18 protein-coding genes are annotated in these 20,053 nt (G+C 72.8%); 13 read left to right on the top strand and 5 right to left on the bottom strand.

Features of this window, described 5'->3' with window-relative positions:
- Positions 1–17: 17 nt before the first annotated feature.
- The gene (locus ACWDLG_RS27570) at positions 18–890 is read left to right on the top strand and encodes a polysaccharide deacetylase family protein (protein WP_449925180.1); all 873 of its coding nucleotides are present in this window, start codon (positions 18–20) and stop codon (positions 888–890) included.
- 5 nt (positions 891–895) lie between these two features.
- Here ACWDLG_RS27570 and ACWDLG_RS27565 read toward each other — a convergent pair whose 3' ends face one another.
- On the bottom strand, positions 896–2,455 hold the full coding sequence (locus tag ACWDLG_RS27565) for a PucR family transcriptional regulator (protein WP_449925178.1): 1,560 nt from the start codon (positions 2,453–2,455) through the stop codon (positions 896–898).
- 103 nt (positions 2,456–2,558) lie between these two features.
- On the opposite strand from ACWDLG_RS27565, the gene ACWDLG_RS27560 reads away from it, so the two are divergent.
- The 4 genes from ACWDLG_RS27560 (at position 2,559) to galE (ending at position 6,837) form a co-directional block, all read left to right on the top strand.
- Complete coding sequence (locus ACWDLG_RS27560; protein ID WP_449925176.1) at positions 2,559–3,995, top strand: purine-cytosine permease family protein; 1,437 nt, start codon at positions 2,559–2,561, stop codon at positions 3,993–3,995.
- Positions 3,992–4,972, top strand: coding sequence for an asparaginase (locus ACWDLG_RS27555; protein WP_449925173.1), 981 nt, complete (start codon positions 3,992–3,994; stop codon positions 4,970–4,972). Before ACWDLG_RS27560 ends, ACWDLG_RS27555 begins: the two co-directional genes overlap by 4 nt.
- Before the next feature lie 168 nt (positions 4,973–5,140).
- A complete protein-coding gene (gene thyX, locus ACWDLG_RS27550; protein ID WP_354906880.1) occupies positions 5,141–5,863 on the top strand; it encodes an FAD-dependent thymidylate synthase in 723 nt (240 codons plus the stop codon).
- Positions 5,860–6,837, top strand: a complete 978-nt coding sequence (gene galE, locus ACWDLG_RS27545) for a UDP-glucose 4-epimerase GalE (protein ID WP_449925169.1) — start codon at positions 5,860–5,862, stop codon at positions 6,835–6,837. The genes thyX and galE overlap by 4 nt, the downstream gene beginning before the upstream one ends.
- A 141-nt stretch (positions 6,838–6,978) precedes the next feature.
- Here galE and ACWDLG_RS27540 read toward each other — a convergent pair whose 3' ends face one another.
- Positions 6,979–8,073: a WD40/YVTN/BNR-like repeat-containing protein gene (locus ACWDLG_RS27540; protein ID WP_449925166.1), complete on the bottom strand. Its 1,095-nt coding sequence runs from the start codon at positions 8,071–8,073 to the stop codon at positions 6,979–6,981.
- Between the two features lie 176 nt (positions 8,074–8,249).
- Between ACWDLG_RS27540 and ACWDLG_RS27535 the strand changes: the two genes are divergently transcribed.
- The 3 genes from ACWDLG_RS27535 (at position 8,250) to ACWDLG_RS27525 (ending at position 11,593) form a co-directional block, all read left to right on the top strand.
- The gene (locus ACWDLG_RS27535; RefSeq protein WP_449925164.1) at positions 8,250–9,170 is read left to right on the top strand and encodes a hypothetical protein; all 921 of its coding nucleotides are present in this window, start codon (positions 8,250–8,252) and stop codon (positions 9,168–9,170) included.
- A 257-nt stretch (positions 9,171–9,427) separates the two neighbouring features.
- Positions 9,428–10,510 carry a C45 family autoproteolytic acyltransferase/hydolase gene (locus ACWDLG_RS27530; protein ID WP_449925161.1) on the top strand — a complete coding sequence of 361 codons (1,083 nt, stop codon included), beginning with the start codon at positions 9,428–9,430 and terminating at the stop codon, positions 10,508–10,510.
- Positions 10,511–10,801: 291 nt separating this feature from the next.
- Positions 10,802–11,593 carry a helix-turn-helix domain-containing protein gene (locus ACWDLG_RS27525; RefSeq protein ID WP_354906876.1) on the top strand — a complete coding sequence of 264 codons (792 nt, stop codon included), beginning with the start codon at positions 10,802–10,804 and terminating at the stop codon, positions 11,591–11,593.
- Positions 11,594–11,619: 26 nt separating this feature from the next.
- On the opposite strand, the gene ACWDLG_RS27520 is transcribed toward ACWDLG_RS27525, so the two are convergent.
- Positions 11,620–12,738: a globin domain-containing protein gene (locus tag ACWDLG_RS27520; RefSeq protein WP_449925157.1), complete on the bottom strand. Its 1,119-nt coding sequence runs from the start codon at positions 12,736–12,738 to the stop codon at positions 11,620–11,622.
- Positions 12,739–13,196: 458 nt separating this feature from the next.
- Here ACWDLG_RS27520 and ACWDLG_RS27515 point away from each other — a divergent pair, with 458 nt between their 5' ends.
- From ACWDLG_RS27515 to ACWDLG_RS27505, 3 genes are read left to right on the top strand one after another with little or no spacing between them, the layout of a single operon-like run.
- A complete protein-coding gene (locus ACWDLG_RS27515) occupies positions 13,197–13,886 on the top strand; it encodes a gamma-glutamyl-gamma-aminobutyrate hydrolase family protein (protein ID WP_449925154.1) in 690 nt (229 codons plus the stop codon).
- Between the two features lie 35 nt (positions 13,887–13,921).
- Positions 13,922–14,842, top strand: a complete 921-nt coding sequence (locus ACWDLG_RS27510) for an alpha/beta hydrolase (RefSeq protein WP_449925151.1) — start codon at positions 13,922–13,924, stop codon at positions 14,840–14,842.
- On the top strand, positions 14,839–15,630 hold the full coding sequence (locus ACWDLG_RS27505) for an enoyl-CoA hydratase/isomerase family protein (RefSeq protein ID WP_449925148.1): 792 nt from the start codon (positions 14,839–14,841) through the stop codon (positions 15,628–15,630). The genes ACWDLG_RS27510 and ACWDLG_RS27505 overlap by 4 nt, the downstream gene beginning before the upstream one ends.
- A gap of 34 nt (positions 15,631–15,664) precedes the next feature.
- Here ACWDLG_RS27505 and ACWDLG_RS27500 read toward each other — a convergent pair whose 3' ends face one another.
- Positions 15,665–16,846, bottom strand: coding sequence for an acyl-CoA dehydrogenase family protein (locus ACWDLG_RS27500; protein ID WP_449925145.1), 1,182 nt, complete (start codon positions 16,844–16,846; stop codon positions 15,665–15,667).
- A 114-nt stretch (positions 16,847–16,960) separates the two neighbouring features.
- Positions 16,961–17,548, bottom strand: coding sequence for a class I SAM-dependent methyltransferase (locus ACWDLG_RS27495; protein ID WP_354906870.1), 588 nt, complete (start codon positions 17,546–17,548; stop codon positions 16,961–16,963).
- A 129-nt stretch (positions 17,549–17,677) separates the two neighbouring features.
- Between ACWDLG_RS27495 and ACWDLG_RS27490 the strand changes: the two genes are divergently transcribed.
- Entirely contained in the window at positions 17,678–19,342 is a 1,665-nt protein-coding gene (locus tag ACWDLG_RS27490) for a sensor histidine kinase (protein WP_449925141.1), read from the top strand.
- Positions 19,339–20,013: a response regulator transcription factor gene (locus ACWDLG_RS27485; RefSeq protein WP_354906868.1), complete on the top strand. Its 675-nt coding sequence runs from the start codon at positions 19,339–19,341 to the stop codon at positions 20,011–20,013. The genes ACWDLG_RS27490 and ACWDLG_RS27485 overlap by 4 nt, the downstream gene beginning before the upstream one ends.
- Positions 20,014–20,053 lie beyond the last annotated feature (40 nt).

The raw sequence follows: 20,053 nt of genomic DNA, 5'->3' as shown, positions 1-20,053 counted from the left end.
GTACGACAGGAGGACGGATGGGCAGCACCCAATCGTGGCACGGCGCGGCCAGCGCGGTCGTGACACTGACCTTCGACGTGGACGCGGAGACGCCGATACTCGCCCAGGGCCGCGGCTACGCGGACCACGCCATGACGATGTCGCACCAGGCCTACGGTCCCGAGGTCGGCCTGCCCCGCATCCTGGCGCTGCTGGACGAGCTGGCCGTCCCCGCCACGTTCTTCGTGCCCGGCTGGGTGGCCGAGCACCGGCCGGGCCTGGCCGCCTCGATCGCCGAGCGCGGGCACGAGGTGGCCCACCACTCCTACAGCCACCGGCCGCCCACGTCGATGACCGCCCAGGAGGAGCGGGCCGACTTCGAGCGGGCGCTGGCGGTCTTCGACAAGCAGGGCATCGAGATCCTGGGCCATCGGGCGGCGCTGTGGGAGGCGTCGTGGCAGACGGCCGACCTGGTCGCCGAGTACGGCCTGCGCTACGACTCCTCCCTGATGGGGGACGACCGGCCGTACCGGGTGGAGACGGCCGCCGGACGGATCGTCGAACTGCCCGTCCACTGGTCGCTCGACGACTGGGAGCAGTACGCGTTCCTGCCCGCCCCGCACATCGGCTCGGTCATCGAGTCGCCGGTCAAGGTGCTCGAGCTGTGGCGGGCCGAGCTCGACGGCATGCGCCACTACGGGGGCCTGTTCAACCTGTGCGTGCACCCGTTCCTATCAGGACGGCCGGGCCGCGCCATGGCGTTGCGCCGCTTCATCGAGTACGCGCGCGGCTGCTCGGACGTGTCCTTCGCCCGCTGCGGCGACCTGGCGAAGATCGCCGCAGCCGACGGCGACCTGACGGTCCGGCGGCCGCGGCCCCCGGAGGTGGACCCCGAGGTCTACCCGCTCTGACGTCGTCAGTCGACGGCGTCGGCGGCCAGCGCCAGGAACAGGTCCACCCGGTCCTCGGTACGGCCCACGTCCCTGCCGGTCAGTTCCACGATCTTGGCCAGGCGGTTGCGCAGCGTGTTGACGTGCACGTGCAACGCTCCCGCCGTGGCCGCCCACTGCCCGTCGTGGTCGAGGAAGGCGCGCAGGGTCAGCTCCAGCTCGCCGCCGCGCCGCGCGTCGTGCGCCCGCAGCGGCCCGAGCAGATCGTCGGAGAACTGGCGCAGCGTCTCCTCATCCAGCAGGCCGAGCAGCAGCCGGTGGGTGCCGAGCTCGGCGAACCCGCGCACCGCGGGCCCGGTGCGGGTGCGGCGCAGCACCCGGCAGGCCTCACGCGACTGCAGCAGCCGCGGGCGCAGCTCCGCCGCGTGCGGGGCCAGCCCGCTCAGCCCCACCACGGGCCGCAGGCGGGGGAAGCGCCGCTCGATGCCGCTCACCAGGCGCCGGGCCAGCTCCGGCAGCCGGCCCTCCGGCTGCCGCCAGGGCAGCACCGCGACGACGTCCTGGGTACCGCCGGCCACCACGGCCGGCACCCCCTCCAGCGCGAACAGCTCGCCGATCACCTCGGCCAGCCCGTGGACGGTGGCGGCCTCCTCGCCGGCGAAGGCCACCGCGCACACGGCCAGCGGCCCGCTGGGGTCCACGCCGAAGGCGCGCAACCGCCCCGGCACCTCGGCCGCCCGCCTGCCTCCCGACAGCACCATCTCCAGCAGCTCGCTGGCGAAGCGCATCTCGATCGCCTGGACCGCCTGCTGCTTGGCGACCTCCAGGCTCAGGAAGCGCGCCGTCTGCTCCAGGGCCTCCCGCTCGGCCGCGCCGAGCTCGCGCAGCGGGCGCAGGCAGATGAGGGCGGCGTCGATGTCGCCGACCGCCCCGACGGGGAACAGCGCCGCCCGCCCGGCGGATCCGAGGTCGACCTCCAGCGCGGGCGGGCGCCTGGCCAGCCCCTCGGCCACGGCCCGCAACTGGTCGGCGTCGAGCGCGGCGCCGGCCACGGCGAGCGAGCGGCCCATCCTGTCGACCACCGCCAGGGGCAGGTCGTGATCGCCCCTGAGCACGTCGAGCACGCCGGAGGCGCCCGCGCCCCGGGAGATCGCGGTGGCCAGGGCGTCGCCCCGCCGTACCATGCTGACCAGCGCCTGCTTGCGGTCGTCGGTCGACATCGCGGCGACGACCCGGGAGACCTCCGTGAACGGGACGGCGATGGAGATCTCCAGCAGCGGCAGCTCCGCCTCGCGGCAGGCGGCGACGAGATCCTCGGGCGTGCGCGGTGTCTCGGCCCGCAGCCCGAACATGATCCCGGCCGCCCTGGCCGCCTTGACGCTGGCCACGAACCGCGCCGCGGGCACCTGCTCGGCCCACAGGCCGTTCGTCATCACCAGCTCGCCCTCGCGCACGTAGCGCGAGGGGTCGGGAAGTTCGGTGTTGTGCACCCACGCGAGGGGCCGCTCCAGCGCGCCGGCCGGGCCCGGCACCAGCAGGCGCAGCTCGAGCTCGTCATGGTGCAGCAGGGTCCCGAGCGTGAACACGCTAGAACTCTATACAGCCAACACGTCGTTCTCTAGAGGTTCCTCCACTCCCTGTGCCCGGGATCGGCGTGCTTGTGTGGGGCACATCACCAAGGAGGACACCATGCGATCCACCACACGGTCCAACACGGCCGCTCCGGCCGCCGAGAGCGACGGCGTCCGCTTCGACGCCCACGGCGTCGAGCCCATTCCGCCCTCCGCCCGCGACTCCACCCCCTGGCAGCAGTTCTGGATCTGGACCGGTGCCAACATCGCCCCGATCAACTGGGTCCTCGGCTCGCTGGGCGTGACCCTGGGCCTCAGCCTCCTGGAGACCATCGCCGTCATCGCGATCGGCAACCTCGCCGGCTGCGCGATCTTCGGTCTGTTCAACCTGATGGGGCACCGCACGGGCGTCAACCAGATGGTGATCGGCCGCGGCGCCTTCGGCCGCGCCGGAGCGGTCGTGCCCGGCGTCGTCCAGGGGCTGCTGACCATGGGCTGGGTCGGCGTCAACACCTGGGTCGTGCTCGACCTGGTGCTCGCCATCCTCGCCCGCATGGGCGTCGAGGGCGGCCTCGGGCTGAAGTACCTGGTCGCCGCGATCATCATGGTCGTGCAGCTGGGCCTGGCGCTCTACGGCTTCTACGCCATCCGCACCTTCGAGAAGTACACGGTGCCGGTCACCGTACTGATCATGGCGGTCATGACGGTGCTGGCCGCCGTCCAGGTCGACCCGCAGTGGACGGCCGCGACCGCCGCCGAACCCGGCGCCAAGCTGACCGCCGTCACCCAACTGCTGACCGCCATCGGCATCGGCTGGGGCATCAGCTGGCTGCCCTACTCGGCCGACTACAGCCGCTTCGTCCGCCCCGGCGCCTCCGGCGCCTCGGTGTTCTGGTCGACGGCGCTCGGCATGTACGTGCCCACGGTATGGCTGGCCGGCCTCGGCGCCTACCTGAGCAGCGGCAGCGGCGGCAGCGACCCGTCGACCCTGGTGACCAACACCTTCGGCGCGCTGGCCGTCCCGGTCCTGCTGCTGGTCATGCACGGGCCCGTCGCCACCAACATCCTCAACCTGTACTCCTGTTCGCTGGCGGCGCTGTCGATCGGCATCCGCGTCGCCCGCTGGAAGCTGACCCTGATCGCCGGCCTCGTGGCCTCCGCCGTGCTGGTCGTCTTCGTGCAGGCCGACGACTTCGCCCAGGCCTTCGACCACTGGATGGTCTCCATCCTGGTGTGGATCAGCCCGTGGGCGAGCATCCTGATGGTCGACTACTTCGTGATACGGCGCGGCCGCATGGACGTCGAGACGCTGTACACCGACGCGGCCTCGCCGTACGGGCCGGTGAACTGGAGGGCGCTGGCCAGCCTCGTGCTGGGGCTCGTGGCGGCCTGGAGCTGGCAGTACGGCATGGTCCCGCTCACCCAGGGCCCCATCGCGCGGGCGCTGAACGGCACCGACTTCTCCTGGCTGTCGGGCGGCCTGGTGGCCGGCGGGCTCTACTACCTGCTCGTCCGGAACCGCGTCACGATCCAGGCCGAGGCGGCGCGCCGATGACCGGGCCGACCGGCGCGCGCGTGCACGTCATCACCACCGGAGGCACGATCGCCTCCAGGCCGGGCCGTGACGGCGCGGTGCGGGTGGCCGTGCAGGGACACGATCTGGTCTCCGCGGCCGGCGTGCGGGTCACGGTGGAGGAGCTCATGCTCGCCCACAGCTTCGACCTCACGGTGGCCGAGTCCCTGCGGATCGCCGAGCGGGCCCGCGCCGTGGCCGGCGACCCCGAGGTGGCCGGTGTCGTCGTCACCCACGGCACCGACACCATGGAGGAGACGGCGTACCTGACCGACCTGCTGCTGGAACCCGGCCACACCGTGGTCTTCACCGGAGCGCAGCGGCACGCGGGCCTGCCCGACAGCGACGGGCCGCGCAACATCGCCGACGCCGTCCGCGTCGCCGCCGAGGCCGGCGGGCTCGGCGCGGTCATCGTCATGGCGCAGCTCGTGCACGCCGCCCGCCACGCCACCAAGTCCCACACGCTGGCGCCGGACGCCTACTCCTCTCCCGGGGCCGGGCCCGTCGGCCACGTGCACGGCGACCGCCTCCACCTGACCTCGCGCCCGGTCCGCTCGCCCTGGCTCACCCCCGGCGAGCGGGTCTCCCTGGAGGCCCGCGTCGATATCGTGCCCGCCTACCTGGGCGCGGACGGCGTCCACGTGGCCGCCTCCCGGCAGGCGGGCGCCCGCGGCATCGTCCTGGAGGCGATGGGCGCCGGCAACGCGACGCCCGGGCTGCTCGCCGAGATCCGGACCTGCCTGGCCGAGGGCATGCTCGTCCTGGTGTCCTCGCGCTGCCGGCAGGGGCCCGCCACGCCGATCTACGAGAGCGGCGGCGTCGCGCTCGAGCGGGCCGGCGCGATCTTCGCGGGCACGCTCACCGCCCCCAAGGCCAGGCTCCTGCTGGCCGCCGCCCTGTCGGCCGAACGCGACCCCCGTCAGGCCGCGGCCCGCCTGTCCGCCTACCTGGGCGCGTGATCCGGCCGCCCGCCTGGCCGCCTGCCCGGGCGCCTGATCTGGCCGCTCGCCTGGCCGCCTGCCTGGGCGCGTGATCCGGCCGCCCGCCGGACGCGTGCCGCCCGGCACGGGAGGAGAGGCGTACGATGGCGGGCGGCCAGAACGGTGAGAGCAAGGGGGATCCACCCAGTGAGCGACGAGCCACGTTTCCTGAACGACGTGACGGTCGAACTCGTCAAGCACAGCGCGTCGGACACCGACGTGCTGTGGGCGGCCAGGGTGTCGACGGCGGGGGAGCAGTCACTCGACGAGATCAACAAGGATCCCGAGCGGTCCAAGGGCCTGATCAACTACCTGATGCGCGACCGCCACGGCAGCCCGTTCGAGCACAACTCGATGACCTTCTTCATCAGCGCCCCGATCCTGGTCTTCCGCGAGTTCATGCGGCACCGGGTCGGCTGGTCCTACAACGAGGAGAGCGGCCGCTACCGCGAGCTGCAGCCCGTCTTCTACGTGCCCGGCGAGCAGCGCAAGCTGGTCCAGGAGGGCAAGCCGGGCCGCTACGTCTTCGTCGAGGGCACCCCCGAGCAGCACAAGCTGGTCAGCGAGGCCATGGAGAGCGCCTACCGGCAGTCCTACGCCGCCTACCAGGAGATGCTGGAGGCCGGCGTCGCCCGCGAGGTCGCCCGCGCCGTGCTGCCCGTGGGCCTGTTCTCCACGATGTACGCCACCTGCAACGCCCGCTCGCTCATGCACTTCCTGTCGCTGCGCACCAAGAACGAGCAGGCCAAGGTGCCCTCCTTCCCGCAGCGGGAGATCGAGATGGTCGCCGAGAAGATGGAGGCGGCCTGGGCCGAACTGATGCCGCTCACCCACGCCGCGTTCGTGGCCAACGGGCGGATCGCCCCGTGAAGGTCCTCATCTCCGGCGGGGCCGGATACATCGGCAGCACCGTCGCCTCGGCCTGCCTCGACGCAGGCATCACCCCGGTCATCCTCGACAACCTGGTCACCGGGCGCGCCGAGTTCGCGCGGGGGCGCGCCTTCTACGAGGGCGACATCGCCGACGCCGCCCTCGTGGACCGCGTCTTCGCCGAGCACCCCGACATCGAGGCGGTCGTCCACTGCGCGGCGCTCATCGTGGTGCCCGACTCGGTGGCCGACCCGGTCGGCTACTACCAGGCCAACGTCGCCAAGAGCCTCGACTTCGTCTCCCACCTGCTGCGCAACGGCTGCGAAAAGCTGATCTTCAGCTCGTCCGCGTCGATCTACGCGGCGGGCGCCGACTTCACCGTCGACGAGAGCTCGCCGCTGGCGCCGCAGAGCCCCTACGCCCGCACCAAGGCCGTGTGCGAGGCGATGTTCGCCGACATCTCGGCCACCCAGCCGATCAGGATCCTGTCGCTGCGCTACTTCAACCCGATCGGGGCCGACCCGAAGATGCGCACCGGCCTGCAGCTGCGCCGGCCCAGCCACGCGCTCGGCAAGATGATCGAGGCGTGGGAGGAGGGCACGCCGTTCCAGATCACCGGCACCTCGTGGCCCACCCGTGACGGCTCCGGCATCCGCGACTACATCCACGTGTGGGACCTGGCCACCGCGCACGTCGCCGCCCTCGAGCGCTTCGACACTTTCACCGACGACGTCATCAACCTCGGCACCGGCACCGGCACGACCGTGCGCGAGCTGGCCGCCGCCTTCAACCAGGTGGTGGACAGGCCCATCGAGGTCGTGGAGACCGGCCCGCGCCCCGGCGACGTGGCGGGCGCCTACACCCGTACCGACCTGGCCGGGCGGCTGCTCGGCTGGCAGGCCAGGCACACCGTCGCCGAGGGCATCGCGCACTCGCTCGAATGGGCGCGGATCCGCGAGGAGATCCTGGGCTAGTACGGCTCCAGCCGGCGGGCCCGGCCACGTACGGCTGGAGGCGGTTCCGGACGGCTACAGCACGGCCGCCGGCTCCGGCCCAGCTACAGCACGGCCGCCGGCTCCGGCGCAGCTACAGCACGGCCGCCGGCTCCCGCCCAGCTACAGCACGGCCGCCCGCACGGCCAGCACGTCGGGCAGGTGGGCGGCCACCTCCTCCCAGGTGTCGCCGTCGTCGCGCGAGGCGTAGACCGAGCCGTCGCGGGTGCCGAAGAAGATGCCCGCCCTGCCGCCGTCGAGCGCGGCGGCCGTCATGGCGTCGCGCAGGACCGAGGCGTAGACCGGGCCCTCGGGCAGGCCCTTGCCGTGGGCCTGCCAGCTGGCCCCCGCGTCGTCGCTGCGGAAGACCTGGTAGCGGTGGCCGACCGGGGTGCGGTCGAGATCGGCGTGCAGCGGCAGCACGTAGAGCGTGTCGGGCCTGCCCGGGTGCACGACGACGGGGAAGCCGAAGTCGGAGGGCAGCGAGGAGCCGATGTCGGTCCACGACCCGCCGAAGTCGTCGCTGCGGTAGACGCCGAAGTGGTGCTGCAGGAACAGCCGCTCGGGCCGGGCCGGGTGGAAGCCCACCTTGTGCACGCACTGCCCGAACTCGGGATACTGCTGCCCCTCGGGCAGGAACGGCGCCCTGATCCCCCGGTTGGCCGCCTCCCACGACTGGCCGCCGTCGCTCGTGCGGTAGAAACCGCCGCTCGAGATCGCCACGCCCATGATCTTCGGGTCGGTGGGGTGGCTGAGGATGGTGTGCAGGCACAGGCCGCCGCCCCCCGGCTGCCAGCGTGCCCGGTGCGGATGCTCCCACAGCCCCTCGACCAGGGAGTAGGTGATGCCGCCGTCCTCGGAGCGGAACAGCGCCCCTGGCTCGACCCCCGCCCAGACCACGCCGGGCTCGGACGGCGAGGGCAGCAACTGCCAGACACGCTCCAGGGTGGCGCCCGTGCTCTCGGGGAAGGCGATGGGCGGCTTGTCCGCCTCCTGCCAGCTCGCGCCGAGATCATCGGAGTACATCACCGAAGGGCCGAAGTGGCCGTACTCGATGCCGGCCAGCAGCCTCGGCCGCTCACCCCTGGTGTCGATCGCGACCGCGTGGACCCCGACCGTGGAGAACTGGATCGGTTCGACCTCGAAGGGGCCGCCGCCGCGGGATCGGGCGAGGAAGAGCCCCTTGCGGGTGCCGACGGCGAGTAGTGCGTCGCTCATGATGGTCTCCCATGTTGGCTTGCTGGCCATCGTGCCACGTGGCGCCGACAATCTCCGGGCAGCGCCGCATGCACGGCCGGGCGCGCGGAGCCTGTGTCCCGGGTCGGGGGGATATGTCCCGGCAAGGGGAGAGCCCGGTTGACCCTCACACGATGTCAGGCCACAGGCTCCCGGCCATGTCGATCACCTACGTGGGCTCCGGGCCGTACTGCTACGCCAACTCGCTGGCCATGATCCTGGGCGCCAAGGCGCCACCCGCCTCGGTCATCGAGGTCCTGACCGGCTCGCCGTACGGCATGCAGCTGATCGGCGGCCGCCTGCCGCTGTTCGACCCCTTCGGCTGGGATCCCGACCAGGGCCTCGACACCGCGATCGAACTGCTGGGCTGGACGTGCGAGCGCGGCGACGGCGGCACGGCCGCCGAGGCCGTGGCGCGCCTGCGGGCCGGCTGCGAGCACGGCCCGGTCCTGGCGGGCCCGCTGGAGCTGGGGCTGCTGCTGTACCAGCCCGGCTCCGGCGAGGCGGTCGCGGCCGACCACTACGTGGTCGTGCTGGAGGCGGACGACGACTCCGTGCTGCTGCACGATCCCCAGGGATACCCCTACGCCACGCTGCCGACCCAGGACTTCGTGGCCGCCTGGCGCGGCGAGCTCGTCGGCTATCTGCCGCGGCCGTTCGCGATGCGGTCCGGGTTCGTCCGGCGGGCACGGGTGGAGCCGGAGCAGGCGTTGCGGCGCTCGCTGCCGGTGTCGCTGGCCTGGCTGGCGGGCCGGTCGGACGTGGCCGTCGAACCCGGCACGCTGGGGCAGGCCGCCGCCGCCGAACGCGCCGCCGAGCTGGTGGAGGAGGGGCTCGACCCGCAGGTCAGGGACCTGCTCGAGGCGTTCGCCGTCCGGGTGGGCGCCCGCCGGCTCAACGACCTGGCGCACTGTCTGCGCGTCCTGGACCTGCCGGACGGCGCCGCCGTCGCCGAGCGGCAGGCGCGCATCGTGGGCGGCCTGCAACGGCCCCTCGTGGCGGGCGACGACGCGGCGCTCGCGGCCGGACTGCGCGAGCTGGCGCCCACCTACGAACAGCTGCACGCCGCCCTCACCTGACCGGCCCGCCCTCACTTGACCGGCCAGCGCCCGCCTGGTCGGCCCGCGCCTGCCTGGTCGGCCCGCCCGCTCCAGACCAGTCCACGCCGGCCTCCCCGTGCCCGCCTGGTCGGCCCGCGCCTGCCTGGTCGGCCCGCCCGCTCCAGACCGGCCCTGACCGGTTCCTGAGCGGTCCGCCCGCCGGATCCGCCGGGGGAGGGGCGGTCTACGCTTTCCTGACGCGGCGCCAGGTCGCGATCGGTACGGAGGTGCGGGCGTTGAGCAGGCGCATGGAGATCCAGGTGACGGGAACCCGTCCCCGGCAGCGTGGCCACGACCGGGGCCGCCGCACCCGCGACGAGATCGCGCGGGCGTGGCGCGCCTACGAGGAGCTCTTCGCGGCCACCGCCGCGGCCGGCGGCGTGCCGCTCGACGTCCCCGCGCTCGCCCTGGGGACGGTCGCCGCGACCCGCGCCTGGGCGCCGGAGCTCGTCGAGGAGATGGAGGGCGTGGCCGAGGGCGCGGGCGTGCCGCTCTGGACCGTCGCCGCGCTCAACGCGCGCACCGAGATCCTCGCCGCGGCGGGCGGGCCGCGCGCGGGAGAGTGCTCCACGGTGGTCCACGCCGCCTCCCGGACGGCCGGCGGCCAGTGCTGGGACTGGCACGAGGAACTGGCCGCCATGTGGCACATCCAGTCGGTGCGCGGCGACACGTGGGCGTTCGCCGGGATCACCGAGCACGGCATCCTGGCGAAGATCGGCGTCAACGAGGCCGGCGTGGGGCTGCTGTTCAACATCCTCGGCCACACCGACGACGGGGCGGGCGGCGTGCCCGTCCACCTGGCCGCCCGCCGGGTGCTCGGCGGCGCCGGCTCGTTCGAGGAGGCGGTCGCCATCCTGCGCGACGCCCCGGTCTCCGCCTCCACCGTGATGACCGTCGTGACCGCCGGCCGGGCGGCCTCCGTCGAGCTGAGCCCGGCCGGCGCCAGGGTGGTCGAGCCGGACGGCGACGGCTGGCTGGTGCGCACCAACCACTTCCTGGATCCCGCGCTCGCCGCGGGGGAGTTGCGCGGGCGGCTGGACCCGGACACCCACGACCGGCTGCGCCTGCTCGGCGCCCGGGTGCGGGGCCGTCGCGGCCTGGACGGCCCCGGTGACCTGGCCACCCTGCTCACCGCCCATCCCGGCGACGGCGCGGAGGTGTGCTGCCACGCGCCGGCCGGGGGCGCGCTCGGCACCCGGTGGGCGACGCTGGCCACGGTGGCGATCGAACCGGCGGACCGGCGGATCCTGGTGCACGACGGCGGCCCGTGCACGGCACGGCCACCGGCGTGGACGGCACTCACCGCGACCCCGCTCTGACACCGCGCCGCGCCGCCAGGACAGTCACCCCGGCGACCCCGCTTTGACGTGCCGTCCCGGCGGCCCCGCTCTGACGTGCCGCCCCGGCGGCCCCGCTCCGACGTGCCGCCCTGACATGCCGCCCTGACGTGCCGCGTCGCCGGGATCGTCGCTCCCGGCGGGTCACCCCGGCGGGCCGCTCCGGCGGGCCGCTCCGGCGTGCCGCGCCGCCTGGCGGTCCGGTGTGGTGCGGTCCCGCTTTACGTCCGGGGTAATCGTGGCGATTCCCCGGTTACCGCTACCGTTCCCCGCATGGGAGCACTTGCCGTCAACCACGAGTCATTTGGTGATCTGCTGCGATCCTGGCGCCAGCGGCGCAGGGTCAGCCAGCTCGACCTGGGCATCGAGGCGGAGGTCTCGGCCCGGCACATCAGCTTCCTCGAGACCGGCAGGGCCAAGCCCAGCAGGGACATGGTGATGAGATTGGCGGAGGAACTCGACGTGCCGCTGCGCCACCGCAACAGGCTGCTGGTGGCGGCCGGGTACGCGCCCGTCTTCCCCGAGCGGGAGGTGCGGGCGCCCGAGATGGAGGTGGTACGGCAGGCCCTGGACAAGATCCTGGCCGGGCACGAGCCGTACCCCGCGCTGGTCGTGGACGCGGCGTGGAACCTGGTGGCGGGCAACGCGGCCGCGGCGATGTTCATGGACGGCGTGCCGGCCGAGTTGCTGAAGGAGCCCGTCAACGTGATGCGGCTGTCGCTGCACCCCGACGCGATGGGCGGCCGGCTGATCAACCTGGCGGAGGTGCGGGCGCACCTGCTGCACCGGCTGCGGCGGCAGGCGGAGGCCTCGGGCGACGGGCGGCTGGCCGAGTTGCACGACGAGCTGGCCGCCTACACCTACCCGGGCGTCGACCTGAACGTGGCGCACGCGCCCGGCATCGCCGACATCCTGATGCCGTTGCGGATCAGGCACGGCGACCGGGTGCTGTCGATGTTCACGACGATCGCGACGTTCGGCACGCCGGTGGACGTGACGGTGTCGGAGCTGGCCATCGAGACCTTCTGGCCCAACGACGAGGAGACGGCGGCCGCCTTCCGCTGACGACCGCCACGGGCGGGGGCCGCCGGTCAGTGTTCGCCCTGGGCGATGTCCCGGTGGATGCGGGCCGGCGGGACACCGTCCGTCTGCAGCCGGCGCACAGTCTCGTGCACCATCGCCGGGGGACCGCACACGTAGACCTCGTGCTCGGCCCACGAGTGGAAGCGTTGCATCACCTCGGGCAGCCGTCCGCGCATGCCGTCGTAGGACGACTGGCCCGACACCACCGGCAGCACCCGCAGCCAGGGGAAGGCCGACTCCATCCTGACCAGGTCGGGCAGGTCGTAGAGCTCGGCCGCGGTGCGCGCGCCGTACAGCAGGTGGATGTTGGGCCGCCTGCCCGAGGTGATGATGTGGTCGATGATGGCCTTGATCGGGGCCAGGCCGGTGCCGCCCGCGACGCACAGGACGTCCCTGGCGCCGGACTCGTGCGGGATCATCGTGCCGATCGGCGGCCCGAGCATGATGGTGTCGCCGACGCGGGTGTGCCGGACCAGCGTGGTCGACACCCAGCCGCCGGACACCCCGCGCACGTGCAGCCTGATCGTGTTGTCCTCGCGCGGCGCGTTGGCGATGGAGAACGTCCGCCACACCCGCGGCCAGCGCGCGGTCTGCACGCTGACGTACTGACCCGCGACGTACGGCAGGCGCTGCGTCGGCCTGAGCGTGACGACCGCGATGTCCTCGGTGCGCCGCTCGTGGTCGATGACCTCGGCCAGCCACCACGCCGGCGAGACGCCCGAGGCGATGTCGGCCGCGTCGATCATGAGGTTGGCGGCGGCGGTGTAGGCGGCCACCCACGCGGCCTCGATCTCGCTGGTCCAGATGGCCGCGGCGAAGCGTCTGACGGTGGCCAGCAGGGCGTTGCCCACCGCGGTGTAGTGCTCGGCGATCACGCCGTACTTGCGGTGGTCGCGGCCGAGCTGGCCGAGATAGGAGGCGAGGCTGTCCGGACTGTCCAGTGACCACACGATCCTGGTCAGCGCGCTGAACAGCCGGTCGCGCTGGACGTCCATGGCGGGCGGGAACATCCCGCGCAGGTGCGGGTTCTCCGCGAACAGCCGCCCGTAGAAGTAGGCCGCCGCCCGGTCGGCGACGGGTTCGATGACGGAGAAACTCTCCTTGACGAGGCGCGGATTCAACGACATGCCTTGTGACCCCACCTTTGACCAGAATGCGATTCCGGTCTGTCGTTCCACCTCCCTGACGGTTCCGGGTTGCGAGCGTGCGGCGAGCCCCGGCGTATCCGTACGCTCGTCCCGGAGTCTTACACCACTTCCCTGGGGTCACCACCGTTTCACCTCAATACGGTGTGAATCCAAACTATCCGTAACTGTACCGTTATTTTCCGCAATCAAAATCCAGAACATTTCCCGCGCTGAAGGTGAATCAATATCGCATTCACCAAGAAATGGGCCGGATGGGGTCGCGCGGGAGCCGCGGGCCCCCGGCGAGGAGCGGGCGGTCGGCCCCGGCCCCGGTGATCGGTGCGCCGGAAGTGACAGCACTGATACCCGGGATAGGTGACATAACCGAAATCGTGTGCGCCATGATGGACCACCAGGTACCTGGTCGCCCGTCCTCCTGCATGCAATCTGGAGCGCGCATGTCCCGACCGCTGATCGGCATCACCGCCTACTTCGAGGCCGCCCGCTGGGGCGACTGGGTCAGAGAGGCGGTTCTCGGCCCCCCGTCCTACGCCAGGGCGGTCGAACGGGCGGGCGGGGCGCCGGTCCTGCTGCCCCCGCTCAACCTGCACGCCGTCGACGACTACGTCAGGGGGCTCAGTGGCATCGTGCTGGCCGGCGGCGCCGAGGTCGCCGGCTCCGTCTACGGGGCCGACCAGGACGACAGGGTGGCCCCGCCGCAGCCGCAACGCGACCGCTTCGAGCTGGCGCTGGCCCGCGCCGCCGTCCAGGCGGACGTGCCGATCCTGGCCGTGGCGCGCGGCATGCACGTGCTGAACGTCGCCCAGGGCGGCACGCTGATCCCGTGGCTGCCCGACGTGCTCGACCACGAACGGCACGCCGCCCCCGGACAGCCGCACGTCATCCAGGTCAGCGTCTCCAGCAAGCTCGGCAAGGCGCTCGGCGACCGGATCGAGGTGACCGCGCCGCACCACCAGTCGGTCAAGCGGCTCGGCACCGGCCTGCTGGCGGTGGCCTGGGCCGACGACCAGATCGTGGAGGGCGTCGAACTGCAGGGTCACCGGTTCGGCGTCGGCGTCCAGTGGCACCCCGAGCGCGGTGATGATATGCGGCTGTTCGAGGCACTCGTGGAGGCCGCCCGATACTGATGAGAAATGGGGTGCCTCATGAGTAAGCTCGGATCATGAGCTTGCATCCCCAGGCCAGGGCCTATCTGGAGCTCTATCCTTCCGACCTCGGCGTCGATCTCGGCGGCCTGGGCCAGGCGGAGATCGAGCAGATGCGTGCCGTCGACGGCCTGGCCGACAGGCGCGGACCGCTGACGCGCCTGCCGTTCGTCCGTGACGCGCTGGCCGGCGAGGTGCCGATCCGGGTCTACCGGGCCGATCCGGGCGACCACACGCTGCCCGTCATCGTCTACTTCCACGGCGGCGGCTGGGTGTTCGGCAGCGTCAGGCGCAACGACGCCCTGGGCAGGGACCTGGCGGTCAGGACCGGCGCCGTCGTGGTGTCGGTCGACTACCGGCTCGCGCCCGAGCATCCCTTCCCCGCCGCGGCCGACGACGCCTGGACCGTGGTGCGCGACATCTTCGCCCGTCCCGCCTTCTACCAGAGCACCGGCAACGTCGCGGTGATCGGCGACAGCGCGGGCGGCAACCTGGCCGCGGTCGCCGCCTGGCAGGCCCGCGACGCCGGGCTCACCCTGGCCCACCAGGTGCTCGTCTACCCGATCACCGACGTGGCCATGGACACCGCCAGCTACCGCGAGTTCGCCAAGGGCTACGGGCTCGACGCCGAGGAGATGGCCTGGTTCGCCGATCGCTACGCGGCCGAGGCCGACCCCCTCGATCCGCGCCTGTCGCCGCTGCGCCTCGGCTCGTGCGCGGGCCTCGCGCCCGCGACCGTGGTGAGCGCCGACCACGACGTGCTGCGCGACGAGTGCGAGGCCTACGGCGCGCGGCTGGCGGCCGAGGGCGTGGCCGTCGAGGTGCGCCGCTACCCGGGCACGGTGCACGGCTTCTTCGGCCTGCCCGGCTGGTTCGACCAGGCGGAGGAGGCCCGCGCCTACGTGGCGGCCAGGCTGAGGGCGGCGCTGGAGCCGTGAGCGCCTTCGACCGCTACACCAAGCTCAGGGTCGACCGGCCGGCCGGCGGCGTCGCGCGCGTCACGATCAGCGAGCCGGGCAGGCTGAACGCGGTCGACATGACCGGCCACCGCGAGCTGGCCGAGATCTGGCGCGACCTCGACCGCGACGAGTCGGTGCGCGCGATCCTGGTCACCGGCGAGGGCGAGGCCTTCTCCGCGGGCGGCGACCTGGCGATGATCGAGGAGATGACCCGCGACCACGCCACCAGGATGCGCGTGTTCGCCGAGGCCCGCGACATCGTCTACAACGTCCTCAACTGCGCCAAGCCGGTCGTCAGCGCCATCCGGGGGCCGGCGGTGGGCGCGGGCCTGGCCGTCGCGCTGCTGGCCGACATCTCCGTGGCCGGCCGTACGGCACGCATCATCGACGGGCACACCAGGCTCGGCGTGGCGGCCGGCGACCACGCGGCCATCATCTGGCCGCTGCTGTGCGGCATGGCCAAGGCGAAGTACCACCTGCTGCTGTGCGAGCCGGTCACCGGCGAGCAGGCCGAGCGGATGGGCCTGGTGAGCGTCTGCGTCGACGACGCCGAGGTCCACGACAGGGCCATGGAGATCGCGGTACGGCTGGCCGAGGGCGCCCAGGAGGCCATCAGGCTGACCAAGTACTCGCTCAACAACTGGCTGCGGATGGCGGGGCCGACGTTCGACGCCTCCCTCGCCATGGAGTTCCTCGGCTTCTCGGGGCCCGACGTCGTGGAGGGGGTCAGGGCGCTCCGCGAGAAGCGCCCGCCGTCCTTCTCCTGAGCCGGCCCTGAAAGCTCAAGCTCATGACCGGGTGCTAGAAGCTTCTGGGCAGGCCCAGCACCTGCGTGGCGAGGTAGTTCAGCAGCAGTTCCTCGGTCACCGGCGCGACCTTCCCGATCCGCGCGTCGGTCAGCAGCCGCGCCACCGGGTACTCCAGCGAGTAGGCCATCCCGCCGTGGGTCTGGAAGGCCGCGTCGGCCGCCTCCCACGCCGCCTGCGAGGCGGTCAGCTTGGCGATGTTGGCCTCGGTGCCGCAAGGCAGCTGCCGGTCGAAGGCCCAGGCGGCCTTGTACAGCATGAGCCTGGCCAGCTCGATCTTCGCCTTCACCTGCGCCAGCGGGAAGGCGATCGCCTGGTTGGCGCCGATCGCCCTGCCGAAGACCTCCCGCTCCTTGGCGTAGTCCACCGCCACCCGCAGCGCCACCTCGGCGCCGCCCAGCGCGGAGGCGGCCAGCAGGATCCGCTCCGGGTTGAGGATGTCCCACAGCACGACGGCGCCCTGGTCGATCTGCCCGACCGCGTTGGCGGCGGGCACCCGCAGGTCGTCGACGAACACTATGTTGGACGGGGTGGTGTTGGCGCCCATCTTGGGGATCGGCCGGAACGACAGCTGCCCCGCGGCCACCGCCTCGGGCACGTTCACCAGGAAAACCGTCAGCCCGTTGGTGCGCGGCCTGGCCTCGGCGGCCGGGATCGTCCTGGTGACCAGCATCATCCAGGTGGCCCGCTGCACCCCGGTGATCCAGATCTTCTGCCCGTTGATCACGTACTCGTCGCCGTCGCGCCGGGCCGAGGTGGTGATCGCCAGCGAGTTGGAGCCCGCGTCAGGCTCGGTCAGCGCGAAACACGTCTCGATCTCGCCGGTGGCCAGCTTGGGCAGCAGTTCGGCGCGTTGCCGGGGGCTGCCATGCCTGCCCAGGGTGAGCGCGCCGAAGCCGGGGGTGAGCACGTAGGTGAAGGCCGACCCGCCCGCCGCGCCGGAGGCGGCCAGCGTCTCGGTCGCGACCGTCAGCTCCAGCAGCCCCTGCCCGCCGCCCCCGAACTCCTCGGGTACGGCCAGCCCGAGCCACCCGCCCTTGGCCAGTTCCGCCCAGACCTCCTCGGGCCAGCGCTTGTCGGCCTCGCACCGCTGCCAGTAGTCCATGTCGTAGCGCGCGCAGATGTCTCCGACGCCCTTCTGGACGGCAAGCGCGCTCTCGGGAAGCGTGAAGTCCACGGGATCACTCCATTCTCGTTGCGTGCGCAATCGTAGAACGAAGTTCTGTACCTTCGACAGATCTCTTCTGTCCTCGGCAGGTCGTCCAGCGGACCGCCGCCCCGGCGGGGCGGGTCAGCGCGGCCGGCGGGCGTGCAGCACGTAGGCGGGCGGCGTGTTGCGCCACACCGTGCGCCCCAGCACGACCTCCTCGAAGCGCTCGCTCAGCAGCCCGCGGAAGCGCCGCGCCGACCCCAGCGGCATCGCGTGGACGTAGGAGAACGTCGTGAAAGCCCCGGACGGGCACAGCGTGGAGGTCACCGCCCCGAGCAGCCGCCGCTGCAGCTCCTCGGGGAAGGCCGCCCACGGCAGCCCGCTGACCACGACGTCCGCCCTGGTCAGGTTCCGCTCGCGGAGCAGGTCTGGCAGGCGGGCCGCGTCGTCCTGCGCCACGTCGACCCGCGGGAAGCGGTCGATGAGCAGGGCGGCGAGCCTCGGGTTCAGCTCGATCGCCAGATGGTGGCCACGCCCGTTCAGCCGACGCTGGATCTCCGCCGTGAACGGACCTGTGCCCGGGCCCAGCTCGACCACGGTCGGCTCGCCCCGCTCGGGGACAGGCGTGCAGACGACCTCTGCCAACCGGCGCGAGCTGGGCGCCAGGGCGCCGATCGTGCCAGGCGAGCGCATGAACTGGCCGAGGAACAACGTGGTGTCGTTGGGCATGAGAACAACGGTAAGGGTGTCGGTCAAGGGACTCTCTCCATCTTACGGGCAGATGTCCGGCCACTTGGAGGATGCGAAGTCCTCCGTCGGAAGGATCGACCAGGTCGCGCCCGTCGATACGGTTGTGCCATGCGATGGCGTGGTCTGGCACCGGACGTGCTGCTCGCCGTCTCCGGGATCGCCCTCGACCTGCTGATGTCCGGCAAGGCCGGCGGACCGTCCGCCGAATGGCGGGTCCCCCTGTTCGCGACGCTGGTCGGCGCGCCGATGGGACTGGTGCGCCACCGGCCCGTCTCCGTCAGCCTGTTCCTGGTCGGCGTCCTGGTCTTCACCGACCAGATCGGCAGCTTCACCTCCAACACCGCGCAGATCCTGCTGTGCGTCGCGCTCGGCGCCACCGGCTACCGGCGCGGCTGGCCGGTCACGCTGGCCGTCGTGGCGGTGGGGGCGCTGGCCACCGGCCTCAACATCGCCGACCCCGGCATCGCCTTCACCCGCAACGCCTGGTTCTACTCCGTCGGCATCGCCCTCCTGCCCGCGCTCGTCGGCCGCTACCTGCGCGGCCCCGCCGGACGCCTCGAAGCGCCCGAGATCACCCCCGACGTGCTGCTGGCCGGCGCCGGCGTGGCCGTCGCCGTCCTGGGCACCTGGCCGTACTGGCACACCGGCAGCCAGCCCGCCTGGGTGATCGGTTCCTTCTTCGTCGGGGCGGGCCTCGCGCTGGGCGTGGCCAGGCGGCTGCCCGCCGTCGTGTTCGCGGTGGAGGGCACGCTCCTGCTGAGCGCGCACCAGTTCATCCCCGAGGCCACCGCCACCATCCAGGTCACGCTGCTCATGGCGGTCGGGGTGTTCGCGATGCGCGTCGCCTCCTGGTTCTGGAACCTGGTCGCCTACGTCACGGCCAGCTCGCTCGCCGCGATGGTCGTGATCAACGGGCACGAGAACGTCACCGCGCTCAGGGTCGTCCTGCTGCTCGTGGTGGTCGCCACGCCGATCGCCATCGGCAGGTACGCCGGTGCCAGGCAGTCGGCCGCCGAGGCCGAGCGGCTGCGGGTGCGCGAGTCCGAACGGCTGGCGATCGCCCAGCTGCACGCCGGCCAGCTCGCCGAGCGCGAGCGCATCGCCCGCGAGGTGCACGACATCGTCGCCCACCACGTCGGGGCCATGGTGCTGCGCGCCGCCGCCGCCCGCTACGCCGCCCCCGACGGTCCTGTCGCCGACGCGCTCGCCGACATCAAGGAGACCGGCCACCAGGTGCTGGAGGACCTGCGCGGCCTGCTCGACCTGCTGCGCGACCCCGGCAGCGACGGCGTGCTGCTGGCCGACCCGGCCGACGTGGTCACCGAGTCCGCCGAGCGGATGAGCGCCGCAGGGCTGGTCGTCGACCTCCACCTCGACCCCGCGCTCAGCGAGGCGCCGCTGGTGGCCAGGGCCTCGGCGGCGCGCATCGTCCAGGAGGGCCTGACGAACGTGCTCAAGCACGCGGGCCCCGGCACCGTCGTCCGGGTGGGCGTGGTCGCGGGCGAGGACGAGCTGGTCGTCGAGGTGGCCAACGGCCGCCCGCCCACGATCCGCGAGCCGCTGCCGTCCTCCGGGCAGGGCCTGGCCGGGATGCGGGAGCGGGCCAAGGCGCTGGGCGGCACGCTGACCGCGGGCCCCGACGGCGGCGGCTGGCGCCTGGCCGTGACCCTTCCCTACCCGCATCCCCACCCCCAACCCCACCCCCAACCCCACCCCCAACCCCACCCCCAACCCCACCCCCAACCCCACCCCCAGACCAAGGTGACGACATGATCCGAGTGGTGGTGGCCGACGACCAGGCCCTGGTCAGGGCAGGCGTGCGCATGCTGCTGCAGGCGGCCGGCGACATGGAGGTCGTCGGCGAGGCCGACGACGGGGCCGAGGCCGTACGGCTGGCCGAGCACCACCGCCCCGACGTGGTCCTCATGGACCTGCGCATGCCACGGGTCGACGGGCTCGAGGCGATCAAGCGGATCCTGGCCGCCCAGCCCGGCGCGAAGATCGTCGTGCTCACCACCTTCGCCGACGACGCCAACGTCTACGCCGCGCTGCGCGTCGGCGCGCTCGGCTTCCTGGTCAAGGACGACGAGCCCGAACGCATGGTCGACGCCGTCCGCAGGGCCGCCGCGGGCGAGCAGTTGCTCGCCCCCTCCGTGCTGCGCCGGGTGGTCCAGCGGGCGCTGGCCGCCGAGCAGCAGGCCACGCCCACCCCCGCCGGGCTGACCGAACGCGAACTCGAGGTCCTCGCCCTGGTCGGCACCGGCCTGTCGAACGCCGAGATCGCCGACCGGCTCCACGTCGGCGTCACCACGGTCAAGACCCACGTCGGCTCGGCGATGGAGAAGCTCGGCCTGCGCAACCGCATCCAGGCCGCGGTCGTCGCCCACCGCATCGGCCTGGTCGACGCCGCCTTCCGCCCGGTGCGCCATCCGCCCAGGGGGTGACCGGCGGGTCACCCGGCAGGCTGACGACCCCGCCCGCCGC

Source organism: Nonomuraea sp. NPDC003727 (assembly GCF_053586935.1).
The sequence above is the reverse complement of the archived record's forward strand: the minus strand, read 5'-3'. Positions and strand labels throughout refer to the sequence as shown.